We start from the raw sequence: 11,789 nt of genomic DNA, 5'->3' as shown, positions 1-11,789 counted from the left end.
CCGACAAAGCGCAAACGCGCACCGTGCGTGCCGCTTAGCGACGGCACCCGGTGGACACCCACACCCATTTTGCCGCCAGCATGCGAGACACCTTGTTGCCGCGCTCATTCATCTATGTCAAGCAGCATCTCCACCCGCCGGAGCTCGTCATAAAGATCCCGCTCTTCAGGCGAAAGCCACCACCTGGCCGCAACATCTTTCAGATCCTGTCGTGTCATTGGTGCTCCTTCGATCTCGGAAAAGCGAGCGATCAAGACATCGGTCAATTCACGTCTGCGACGGCGAAGCTCCTCGGAATTCTTCCTTTCAATCGTGAGTACCATATCTCTCTCCTTCGTAGGCTGTACATCCACAGCCTAGATAGACCAGCAGACAGTGCGCGGCCCATTGTTCGAACACGCAAGGAAAATGCGGCCACATGCTGGTGGGATCTTCGATCGGCAGCGCCCACCTTGGCGTCGGAAAGCAAAAACCCGGCACACGCGGTGCCGGGCTCGTGCTATGAACCAGAAAACGTTGGGTAGAAAACTACCTGCGGCCGAGATACACGGAATCCACGGTGCCGTGGCGGGAGCACGTTGCCTCCCAGCCGTCGGGGCGCACCTGGACCACCATGCGGCGGCCACACAGCTGGCAGTAGCGAGGTGCCTCCAAGCCAGCGCGCGCGGACGGGGAAAGGTGAATTTCTTCCCCGGAAGCGATCTCCTGCCCGGTATTCGGGTGGAAGATCGGGGTCTCACCAGCCATGATGGCGGTGAGAAGATCATGAGAGTCGGTCTTCATTTAGACGCTCGCGTTCAAGGCCTTGATCGGCAGGCGCAGCTTGCCCAGCATGTCGAGGTCCTGCTCCATCGGACGACCCAGGGTGGTCAGGTAGTTACCGACGATGACGGCGTTGATGCCGCCCAGCAGACCCTGCTCGGTGCCCAGGTCACCGAGGGTAAGCTCGCGGCCGCCGGCAAAGCGCAGGATGGTCTTCGGCAGGGCCAGGCGGAAGGCGCCGATGGCACGCAGGGCGTCGGAGGTCTCCATGACCTCGCGGTCAGCAAACGGGGTTCCCGGGCGCGGGTCGAGGAAGTTCATCGGCACCTCGGTGGGGTTGAGCTCAGCCAAGTCGGTGGCGAACTCGGCGCGCTGCTCGAGGGTCTCGCCCATGCCGAGGATGCCGCCGGAGCAGACCTCCATGCCAGCCTCGCCGACCATGCGCAGGGTCTCCCGGCGCGACTCCCAGGAGTGGGTGGTCACCACGTTCGGGAAGAAGGAACGCGCGGTCTCCAGGTTGTGGTTGTAGCGGTGCACGCCGGCGGCCTTGAGGCGGTCGACCTGCTCCTGAGTCAAGATGCCCACGGAGGCGGCAACCTCGATGTCGACCTCGCTCTTGATGGCGGCAACCGCCTCCTCGAGCTGGGACATGAGGCGCTCGTCCGGGCCCTTGACGGCGGCGACGATGCAGAACTCAGTGGCGCCGGACTTCTGGGTCTGCTTCGCGGCCTCCACCAGGCCTGCGATATCGAGCCAGGCGGAGCGAACCGGCGACTCGAAAAGACCGGACTGGGAACAGAAGTGGCAGTCCTCGGGGCAGCCGCCGGTCTTGAGAGAGATGATGCCCTCGACCTCAACCTCTTCGCCACACCACTTCAGGCGGACCTCGTGGGCCAGCTCCAGCAGTGCCGGGATCTGGTCATCATCCAAGGTGAGGACCTCTAAGACCTCATCCTTGTTCAGACCGATGCCCTGCTCTAGGACCTTGACCCGGGCGCGCTCCAGAATGTCGCTCATTGAAAGTGTCTCCTCGAAACCTTTTTCCGCTTGTGCGTTGTTGTTCGATTGTTCGATAGTTCGCGTTGCCAGGCCCTATCTGGGTATGGCCGCCGCGGATGATTGATCGCCGTTCAAGAATCCTAACGCCTAAATTGAACGACGTTTAGCAAATACACGGATTTAATACCCCCTCCTACCCCCTGGTACCCCTAAAGTTGAGTGCATGCCCCTCTATGACGAGACCCTTGACCTCCTCCAAGAACTGATCCGCAACGCCTGCGTCAACGACTTCACCCCCGGCTCCGGGCAGGAGGTGCGCAACGCCGACACGCTCGCGCGCTTCTTCGCCGACACACCCCGTGCTGTCCTCCAGCGCTTCGAGCCCGAGCCGGGGCGTATCAGCCTCATAGTGAAGGTAGAAGGCACCGACCCGGATGCCGAACCGCTGACGTTTATGGGACACACCGACGTCGTTCCCGTCGATGAAGCCAAGTGGAGCAAGCCTGCCTTCGATGCCGTCATCGAGGACGGCATCCTCTATGGTCGCGGCGTGGTCGACATGCTGTTTATCACCGCGACCATGGCTGCGGTAACCCGGGATATCGCCCGTCGCGGCGGCAACCGCGCCACGGTGTACTTCGCCGCGCTTGCCGACGAAGAATCCCGCGGAACCCTCGGCGCTAAGTGGCTCAGCGAGAACTACCCCGAGGCCTTAAGCTGGCGCAATTGCCTTTCGGAGACCGGCGGCTCCCACTTACCCGGCCGGGACGGCTCCGACTCGGTGATCATCTACGTCGGCGAGAAGGGGGCAGCCCAACGCCGCCTGCACGTCCACGGCGACGCCGGGCACGGCTCGGCCCCGTACAACAAGGACTCGGCCATTGTGAAGATCGCTCGCGTCGCCGAGCGCATCGCCGCTATTCGCCCGCACATCAGTGACAGCGACATCTGGAGTGGGTTCATCCGCGCCTTCCGCTTCGACGAGCACACCCAGCAAGCACTTATCGCAGGATTAGACCCGGATGCCCTGCGCCAGCTTGGTGAGCTGGCCGGCTTCGCCGACGCGATTAGCCACCTGACCATCGCCCAGACCGTGCTGCGCGCGGGCCAGGCCATCAATGTGTTGCCCTCCCACGCCTGGCTGGAGATGGACATTCGCACTCTTCCGGGGCAGGACCAGGAATACGTCGATAAGCTGCTGCGCGAAGCACTCGGCGACCTGGCCGATGACGTCGCAATCGAACACCTCATCAGTGAGGACGCCACCCAATCCCCCACCGAACACCCATTGTATGAGGCGCTGGCCGATACGCTGCGCGAGTTCTTCCCCGACGCCACCGTCGTACCCATGATCGCACCGGGCGGCTCCGACCTACGCTTTGCCCGCCGGCTCGGCGGCGTGGGCTACGGCTTCGCCGTCCACGCGCCCGCGCGCACCCTCGGGCACGTCCACGGGCAGCTGCACTCCCACGACGAATACCTGCACCTCGAAGACCTCAAGCTCACCGTGGAGGGCTACCGCAGGGTGGCTGAGAAGTTCGTGTGTTAGAGGTTGAGGGCTGTTATCTTTTCCGGCCCCGATGTCTTTAAGAAACAGCCCCAGTTCCCGGGGTCGATACACACCGAATAAGGCGCGGGGCGCGAAAAAGCAGTGCGCAGTGGGGTTCCAAGGTTCTAGCCAGGTTGGCGGGAGTAGCCATCCAGCCTGGGTATTAACAACTTTCAGCCAATCACCGGCTGCTTGCGCAGGTTGGGCTCAGCATCCTTCAAGTCTTACGGCGGATAGTGGGAACCATGACGAGCACAGACAACGTCACCACCGCTACCGCCACCGCTTCTGCCAACGCCACCGCCGCCCGCACCGTCCCCGGGGCTACCCTGCGGCGCAACAGGGCACGTCACTTCGGGATCGCCACGATGATCCTCGGAGCCACGATGACCACCATCATCCCGGCGGCCGCTGCGGCTGAGGCCTCGGGCGCCGAAAGCTTCGGGGTTAACTCCTCGGCCACCTCCATCGTCAGCACCGTGGACACCACCGCCTATGCGCTCGCGCCGAGCCGAATGGACATCGAGCGCTCCATCTAGCCCAATCCTGGACATGCCGCCACAGTAGGTGCCGGGACTAGGCTTGGGATATGCGACCTGCCTATTCCGTTACCACCGTTCGCGCGGCCGAAGCCGCACTCATGCGCCACGAGCACTTCCCCGATGAACTCATGCGCCTGGCCGCAACGGCCGTCGCCGGTACCGCGCAAGCGATGCTCGCAAGCAGCAGTTCCAACCGATCCCCCGCTTACGAACCCGGCCCCCGCGTGCTGGTGCTCGCCGGACCGGGTGGCAACGGCGGCGATGGCATGTACGCGGCGTCTTTCCTGCAGCAGCAGGGCGAAAGCGCGGACGTCGCACTGGTCAGCGACAACTGCCATGCCAACGCGCTTGCCGCCTGCCGTGATGCAGGGTGTGCGGTATTTCCTGTGCAGGAGTGCACTGCCCGCGAGGGGCGCGCTTATGACCTCATCATCGATGGGATCGCAGGCCTTGCGTCCGCCCGCCCGATCGACGAACACACCGAACACATCCTCGATGCGACCCGGCGCGCAGGCGGGCTGGTTCTTGCAATCGACATGCCAACCGGCATCGATGCACGCACCGGCGTCGCCGCCTCCCGGTGCGTGGTCGCCGATGCGACGATTACCTTTGGCTGGGCGCGCACCGGTCATGTTTTCGCCCCGGAGTGCGGGCAGGTTGTCATCAGCGATCTGCAGCTTCCAGGCGGACCGGTTGCCTTTTCACAGGCGCTTGCCGACGCCGGCCAGGCCGAAGCCTACCTCGCCTATGAGCCCAACGAGGCCTGCTTTACCTGGCCTACGGCCCCGCTCGTCGATGATGAACGGGGGCTGGTCACCGCCCCTAAACCGGTGGGGTGCACCGGCCCCTTGGTAGATCCCACGCCCGGAATCCACGCAACGAAATACACCGGCGGGGTGACCACCTTGTGCGCGGGCAGTAGCAGATATATAGGTGCGGGCATTTTGTCGACGGGTGGGGCGGTGAATGCGACCCCGGCCATGGTGCAGGTGGTGGGTCAGCCTGAGATCGTCCACCACCACCCTGAGGTGGTGCGCTTCGACACCGTCGCGGATGCCCGCCGCACGCAGAGCTGGGTGATCGGCCCCGGCCGCGGGACCGATGACCAGGCCGCAGCGGAGCTCAACCTGGTTCTCGCCCGCCGCGAGCCCACCATCATCGACGCCGACGCCTTGCGCATCATCGCCCATGACGAGAGCATCCGGGATGCGGTGCGCGCCCACCCCTTTGTGGTGCTCACCCCGCACTATGGGGAATTTACCGCACTATACGAATCCTGCGTGGGGCCGCTGCCGCAGGAGGTGGGGCGCGCGCAGTTAATGAGTGATCTTGCACAGGCTTTGGACTGCTTTGTCATGCTCAAGGGCCGAATCACGCACGTCACCGCCCCCGGTGTGCCGGTTTATGGTGTCAACGCCGGGCATTCCTACGCCGCAACACCCGGTTCCGGCGACGTGCTTTCCGGGATCCTCGGCGCGGTGCTGGCGCAGCAGTTTTTCCTCGCCGAAACCGAGCAGCTGTCCAAGAGGGAAATAGACACGGCCATCATGGAGATCCTGCACGCCAACTCCCTACACATTCACGCATCCCTGGAAGCAGCGCGCACCCCGCACGGCATGGCTATCGCCACCGCCTCCCGCATTGCCGACGCCATCCCCGCGGCGTTAGCGAAGCTGCTGACGATGGCGCGTTAGGGGGCGGTTGGTGGGACGAATACATCAACGTCGATTGAAACCACCCACCGCGACCGCCATATGGCCTGTTCACAGGCGCACTGGGTGCGTCGGTAAGCAAACGCAAAGGGCAAGGACAACCGAAAATAGGACTACAGGCGCCACACGGGGTTCATGCTGGGGCGTTCGAACACCGTACGCCCATCATGAATGGACAACAGTACCGGGGCACTTTCCTGCAGGATCTCTCGCTCGCTGCCCGCCTCAAACACGACGAGGTTTGCCCGCTTGCCCTCAGCGATCCCATAGTCGCTCAAGCCCAAGGTCTGAGCTGGGTTCGTGGTAGCAAAATCGAGGCACGTATCCACGTAGGCGGGCGTGAGCATGTGGCCAACGTGCAAGCCCGTGTCGATAATGCGCACCAGATCACCATTACCCATCGGATACCACGGGTCAGAAATGGAGTCCTGGCAAAAGGCGACGTTAAGGCCAAAATCCACCAACTGCTTTACCGGAGCCACCCCGCGTGGCACCGGATTGCTAAAGCCTCGGCCCTGCAGGTGCAGGTTTTCGTTCGGACAGACGGAAAAGCTCAGTTGCGCAGCCTGCATCTTGGGCAAGAGGCGAGCCATGAAACCGGGCGTGTAATAGCTCATCGCCACCGCGTGGCTGACATTGGCCAGACCCTGCATACTGCGCTTGGTGGCTTCGGCGGCCATAACCTCCACAAAACGGGACTGCTCATCGTCGATCTCATCGCAATGGACATCGACCCGAGCACCGAACTTCTCCGCCAGATCGAAGGCGTGCTTTAAGGAGGCGACGCCATCTTCCCTCGTGGGCTCAAGGTGTGGGATAGCACCGACAACGTCTGCGCCTTCCCGCAGCGCGCGTTCTACCAGCTCATCCCCGCCTGGGTAGGCATACATGCCATTTTGCGGGAAGGCGACGATCTCGATCTGGCAGAAATCGGCCACTTCCTTCTTCACATCTACTAAGACCCCCAAGGCGACCAGCTCGGGATCGGTGACATCGACATGGGTGCGGATGAAGCCAACGCCGTGGCTAGCCGCGCTGCGGGCTGCGGCGATGGCCTTTGCGCGCACTTCCTCCGCAGTACCCAAGCCAAGCTGCTTGCGTTCACGCCAAATCTCAATGGCTTCAAAGAGCGTGCCGGACTCGTTGTCCCGTGGCGTTCCCGCGCTAAACGCATAGTCGAGGTGGATGTGTGATTCAACCAGCTGCGAGGCCACGAACTTACCCGCCACGTCGACGACTTCCCCGAACTCACCCGACTGACTGCTTCGGCCGCCCTGGCCACTGTGTGCTTGGCTGTCTACGCCTGCCACTGCGGCATCGCCCGCGGGGCGAATCCAGGTGATTCGGCCATCATCGATGCGAATATCAACGAGCTGACCTGCAGATTCGCTTCGGATTTGTGCGTTTCGGATAAGCATCGTGCTTGAACTCCCAGTCGTGGATACTACATTCCCCCTTGATGGGGGTGGTGATTCATGCGCGCGATTTTTCTATCGCGCGACAGAAAAAACCTAACACACGCTCGGGAAAATAACTATCGCACTATCGAAACTGTGTAGATTTATTCATTGACCTGCACTCTCTATCAACCGATAGAAATTGACCGCGCGTAAAATGCGCGATTACTCTGCGGCTCAGTAGGAACTCACCAAGCACCCGCTTGGCCAGAACCCCACCTCCGCATCCCGTCAGTCGGTGCGCCTAGCACCATTAATTCCGTGAGGTAATCATCATGGCGATTATCAACAAGGCACCTTCACCTGCCATAACCCCCACCTTCGCGCCCACGGTGGCACCCGCCGCACCCGTGCCCGACAAGCACCAGGTACGCAACTCCGTGAAGGCCAGCTTCATCGGCACCTTCATCGAGTGGTTCGACTATGCCGCCTATGTTTATATGTCCGCGATTGTCGCCACGGTCTTCTTCCCCAACCTTGAGGGACGCACCGCGTTGATCTTTACCTTCGGACTGTTTGCACTCTCCTTCCTCGTGCGCCCGATCGGCGCCATCGTGTGGGGTCACATCGGTGATCGGCTCGGACGCGTCCGAACCTTGTCCACCTCCATCGTCTTGATGAGTTCGGCCACCTTCTGCATCGGCATTCTGCCTAGCCATGCAGCGATCGGAGCGGCCGCACCACTGCTGCTGCTTGCCTGCCGCATGGTGCAAGGCTTTTCCGCCGCCGGCGAGTATGCCGGCGCTTCCACCCACCTGTCTGAGGTTGCGCCCAAGGACAAGCGCGGACTGTTTGCGGCTGTGGTCCCGGCGGCTACCGCTTCCGGCCTGCTGCTCGGCTCGCTTATCGCTGCGGCTTTGACCGGTTTGCTTGACGACGCCTCCCTCACCAGTTGGGGCTGGAGGATCCCCTTCCTGCTTGCCGCACCCCTGGGCATCTACGGCCTCATGATCCGCCGCCACACCATGGAGTCCGAGCAGTTCACGCAGGCCACCGCCTCGGATACGCCATCGTCTTCGACCACCCCGATCGTCGAGGTCCTGCGCTACCCACGCGCACTGGTTGTCGCCTTCGCCGGGGCCGTCCTCAACGCTATCGGCTTCTACGTCATCCTGACCTACCTGCCTACTTATCTGTCCGAAGAGCTGGGAATGAACTCCACCCAGGCGTTCATCTCCTCCTCCATCGCCTCCGCCTTCTACGTTGCCTTCGCACTGTTGACCGGCTACCTCTCCGATCGCCTCGGGCGCCGCACCACCATGCTGGTCGCGGCAGCAGCCATGCTGGTTGGCATCGTCCCGGCTTTCATCCTCCTAGATACTTCAGGTTTCCTTGTCATCGTCACGGTGCAGGTCTGCCTGGGCGGCATCCTTGCGCTTAACGACGGCGTGCTGCCGTCCTTCCTCTCGGAGCAGTTCCCCACCAGCACGCGCCTGACCGGCTTTGCTTTGACCTTCAACCTCGCAAACGCCATCTTCGGCGGCACCGCCCCCATGGTCGCCACCTGGCTGATCGGTTCAACGGGATCCGTGCTCGCCCCAGCGTTCTACCTGGCAGTAGCGGCAATCGTGACCGGAGTCGCCGTTGCCTTCGCCGCCCCCACCAATGACCTGCAGGGCCACACCAGCAAGAAGGAAATCTAGACTCGATGAATACCTTGTCCGCACTGTCCCACTTGTCTGCTAGCCGCTGCGATGCTTTCACCATGACCTGGGAAGAAATCGCAGATTCCACCGATAAGATCGCTATCGTGCCCGTCGGTTCCCTGGAGCAACACGGCCCGCACCTGCCCCTTGGGACGGACACCATCATTGGTATGGGCATCGCGAACACCGTTGCCGCAGGCCTCGAGCAACTGGCAACGAGCTCGCCCGAATTAGGGATCGCTGGCGCTGTCGTCCTCCCGCCGATCGACTACGGATATCGCTCCAACCCGTTTAGTGGCGGAGGCCCCCTGTTTCCCGGCACCGTTGACCTGTCGGCCACAACCGTCATCGCACTTTTCGAGGATGTCCTCGGCGAGCTCATCGCCGACGGCTTCCACAAGATTCTCATCGTCAATTCTCACTTTGAGAACCAATTCCCGATCCAGGAAGCCATGATCAAGGTGGATGCCGCGACCGGACACCAGGCGGTCATGGTTCAGACCAACTGGTGGGATCCGCTGCCTGAGTCGGTCATCAAGGAAGTCTTCAGCGAGGATATCTTCCCCGGCTGGGCGCTCGAGCACGGCGCGGTGACCGAGACCTCCCTCATGCTGCATTTGGCACCGAACTTGGTGCGCACCGACCGCATCCCGCTGCTTGCACCGTTTACCCCACCCACTCACATTCGAGTACCCAACCGGGCAAGCGACATTCCGCCGGAGGGATCGCTCGCCAACGCGGCTACAGCGACCGCGGCCAAGGGTGAAATTATTACCCGCGCCACCACCGACGGCATCCTCGCGATCTGCTTGGACGAGTTCGGCGCAGCACCTACCCCAGCTTCGGCTGCCACCGACACTGCCCCTCAGATGCACGTTCCGGCAGGTGCCTAAACACCACCTAATCCCCTGCGTTTCCTCCACGAATCGCAGGGGATTTTCCTTGCTCATCTTCTGAAACAACCGTTGCACGGACGGCAAATAGACATCGCAGCGCGGTCAACGCCTACCGATTCGATGTCAGTCGACCGCTCCTTATTGCGCTTTCATTTGCGACTTCTCATACAACCTCTCATACGACAACCGTCGGTGCACGCGGGGCGAAGAGGTTGATGGCAACTGCCGGATAATTTCCTGTGAGTCGCCAAAAAGCGCCAGTCACGCCTTTCACAATTTTCACATTTATGAAATGCTATGGGTCATGCGCTATCTGAAAACTTTTGCAGCTTCCGCCACCATCGCCGCCAGCTTGATTGCTGTGGCCCCATCGGCTGGTGCTGACACCATCGATGATGCACTCGCCAAGATTCCTTCCGGTGAGATCTCGTGTGCCCAGGCTTCGGCCTACTGGACCAACGAGGCCGACTACAACAACAAGGTCGCCCAGGCCCGCACCCTGGCCATGTTCGACTCCCGCGGCCCGCAGATCCTTTCCGCCCTGGCGCGTGTGGAAGAAGCCGCTAATCGCTGTGGTCTCAAGGGCGGTGGCACGGCCACCACCAACACCACGACCGCCACCGCTGACACGGCAACCGCTTATGTTCCCCAGGCTAACAACTCCGTGGCCACCACGGCCAACGCCGCCGCATCCTTTGGTTTCCAGGGTCTTGGCCAAAACATCTCCATCCCGCTTCCGGCAGGAACCCCGACCGTAGCAGTGCCGGTCCCTGGCGTTGGCTCCTTTACGATCCCGGACCTGGCTTCGATCGTCGCCAACTTCTTCAACCAGGTCTTCGGCCAGGTCAACGCCGGTAGCTCCCGCTAGACCTGAAAATAGATCGGCGCGTGCAGCGAGCACCCCGGGTTAAACGCGTGCCCACAGCCCGGGCAGGCGCTTGCCGCGGAGTAGGCGTGATAGTCCATCTCACGCCCGCACGCCCCGCAAATCACCGCCACCTCATCGACCGGCATCCGGCCGAAGGGGTGGTCATTGTATTCTTCATGGCACAGGTGGCAGGCCCAGTACGTCCCGCAGGTGGCACACTTGTTGCCCACCACATCACGGTCGCTGCGGTAATGCGCGCAGCGTCCCTGCTTATCGACGCCCCTGCCGTGGATCACCTTCCTGATCACAGCGACCCCAGGGCGTCGATAAGCACGGCAACGTCCCTATCTTCGGTCGACCAGGATGTGCAGACCCGGACCACATCGGTGCCCGGGGTGGGGCCGGCGCAAATAAACTGCACGACGAAACGCCGCGCCAGGGCCTCATGTTGCGCCTTGGTCAGGACGAAGAACTGCTGGTTGGTGGGGCTGTCGATGAAGCAATCGATGCCCGCGTGCGACGCGGCCGCGCGGATATCGGCGGCCTGGGCGCAGGCGCGGGCGGTGATCGACTCGTACAGGCCATCGCTGAAAAGCGCATCAAACTGCGCGCCGATGAGCCAGCCCTTGGCCAACATCCCAAGGTTTTGCTTGATGGAGCTGCGGAAATGCGGTGCCACCGCGGCCTCACGCAGCACAACGGCCTCCCCGAACAACGCACCGCACTTCGTGCCGCCGATCGTGAAGGCATCGGCCAGGCGTGCCAGGTCCGGCAAACTCACGTCATTGCCCGCGCTGGAAAGGGCATAGCCCAAGCGCGCGCCATCGACGAAAAGGAACAGGCCGTGGCGTCGGCACGCCTGCGCGATCGCCTCGAGCTCATCTTTTTGGTAGCGGGTGCCGAACTCCGTGGGCTGGGAGATGTACACCAGCTTCGGGGTGACCATGTGCTCCAGCGTGCCACTTTCCTCATATTCCTCCACCACCGCGGTGATCTGTGAGGCCCGAAGCTTGCCGTCGGCGCTGTTTACCCCCAGGATTTTGTGGCCAGTGTGTTCCACCGCGCCGGTCTCGTGGACGTTAATGTGCCCACCGACCGGGCTGATCACGCCCTCCCACGGGCGCAGCACGGCATCGACCACGGTGACGTTGGCCTGGGTGCCGCCAACTAAGAAATGAACGTCCGCCTGCGGGTTGTGTGCCGCCGCGCGAATCTTCTCCGCCGCCTGCGCGCTGATCGCATCCAGGCCGTACCCGGTGTGGGTCTGCGCCTGGGTCTCTACGAGCGCCTGCAGCACCTGGGGGTGCGCGGTGCGGTTGTAATCGTTGCCGAAGAAGATCCGCTCGTCATAAGTCATG

Annotated in this window: 12 protein-coding genes; 6 read left to right on the top strand and 6 right to left on the bottom strand. The window is 62.3% G+C overall.

Annotated features, from left to right (window positions below):
* Positions 1-104: 104 nt before the first annotated feature.
* The 3 genes from PAB09_RS00535 to bioB form a co-directional block, all read right to left on the bottom strand.
* Complete coding sequence (locus PAB09_RS00535; protein WP_271034179.1) at positions 105-323, bottom strand: hypothetical protein; 219 nt, start codon at positions 321-323, stop codon at positions 105-107.
* A gap of 205 nt (positions 324-528) precedes the next feature.
* A complete protein-coding gene (gene bsaP, locus PAB09_RS00530; protein ID WP_271034178.1) occupies positions 529-783 on the bottom strand; it encodes a biotin synthase auxiliary protein BsaP in 255 nt (84 codons plus the stop codon).
* Positions 784-1,779 carry a biotin synthase BioB gene (gene bioB, locus PAB09_RS00525; RefSeq protein WP_271034177.1) on the bottom strand — a complete coding sequence of 332 codons (996 nt, stop codon included), beginning with the start codon at positions 1,777-1,779 and terminating at the stop codon, positions 784-786.
* 205 nt (positions 1,780-1,984) lie between these two features.
* On the opposite strand from bioB, the gene PAB09_RS00520 reads away from it, so the two are divergent.
* From PAB09_RS00520 to PAB09_RS00510, 3 genes are all read left to right on the top strand, one after another.
* On the top strand, positions 1,985-3,310 hold the full coding sequence (locus tag PAB09_RS00520; protein ID WP_271034176.1) for a M20/M25/M40 family metallo-hydrolase: 1,326 nt from the start codon (positions 1,985-1,987) through the stop codon (positions 3,308-3,310).
* 245 nt (positions 3,311-3,555) lie between these two features.
* On the top strand, positions 3,556-3,849 hold the full coding sequence (locus PAB09_RS00515; protein WP_271034175.1) for a hypothetical protein: 294 nt from the start codon (positions 3,556-3,558) through the stop codon (positions 3,847-3,849).
* A gap of 50 nt (positions 3,850-3,899) precedes the next feature.
* The gene (locus PAB09_RS00510) at positions 3,900-5,546 is read left to right on the top strand and encodes a bifunctional ADP-dependent NAD(P)H-hydrate dehydratase/NAD(P)H-hydrate epimerase (RefSeq protein ID WP_271034174.1); all 1,647 of its coding nucleotides are present in this window, start codon (positions 3,900-3,902) and stop codon (positions 5,544-5,546) included.
* Positions 5,547-5,677: 131 nt separating this feature from the next.
* Here PAB09_RS00510 and PAB09_RS00505 read toward each other — a convergent pair whose 3' ends face one another.
* Positions 5,678-6,982 (bottom strand): amidohydrolase family protein, encoded by a 1,305-nt coding sequence (locus tag PAB09_RS00505; RefSeq protein WP_271034173.1) that lies wholly within the window; start codon positions 6,980-6,982, stop codon positions 5,678-5,680.
* Positions 6,983-7,296: 314 nt separating this feature from the next.
* Between PAB09_RS00505 and PAB09_RS00500 the strand changes: the two genes are divergently transcribed.
* The 3 genes from PAB09_RS00500 to PAB09_RS00490 all read left to right on the top strand — a co-directional run bounded on the left by PAB09_RS00500 (position 7,297) and on the right by PAB09_RS00490 (position 10,431).
* Positions 7,297-8,664: an MFS transporter gene (locus tag PAB09_RS00500; protein WP_271034172.1), complete on the top strand. Its 1,368-nt coding sequence runs from the start codon at positions 7,297-7,299 to the stop codon at positions 8,662-8,664.
* Between the two features lie 5 nt (positions 8,665-8,669).
* Entirely contained in the window at positions 8,670-9,560 is an 891-nt protein-coding gene (locus PAB09_RS00495; RefSeq protein WP_271034171.1) for a creatininase, read from the top strand.
* 307 nt (positions 9,561-9,867) lie between these two features.
* A complete protein-coding gene (locus PAB09_RS00490) occupies positions 9,868-10,431 on the top strand; it encodes a hypothetical protein (RefSeq protein ID WP_271034170.1) in 564 nt (187 codons plus the stop codon).
* Here PAB09_RS00490 and PAB09_RS00485 read toward each other — a convergent pair.
* Together PAB09_RS00485 and PAB09_RS00480 are read right to left on the bottom strand one after the other, a co-directional pair.
* Entirely contained in the window at positions 10,428-10,727 is a 300-nt protein-coding gene (locus PAB09_RS00485; RefSeq protein ID WP_271034169.1) for a CHY zinc finger protein, read from the bottom strand. The genes PAB09_RS00490 and PAB09_RS00485 overlap by 4 nt on opposite strands.
* Before the next feature lie 8 nt (positions 10,728-10,735).
* On the bottom strand, positions 10,736-11,788 hold the full coding sequence (locus tag PAB09_RS00480; RefSeq protein ID WP_271034168.1) for a threonine aldolase family protein: 1,053 nt from the start codon (positions 11,786-11,788) through the stop codon (positions 10,736-10,738).
* Position 11,789: the final 1 nt, after the last annotated feature.

Origin of the sequence: Corynebacterium sp. SCR221107 (assembly GCF_027886475.1) — a bacterium.
Lineage (GTDB): Bacteria > Actinomycetota > Actinomycetes > Mycobacteriales > Mycobacteriaceae > Corynebacterium.
This window is presented reverse-complemented; position numbering and strand designations above follow the sequence as displayed.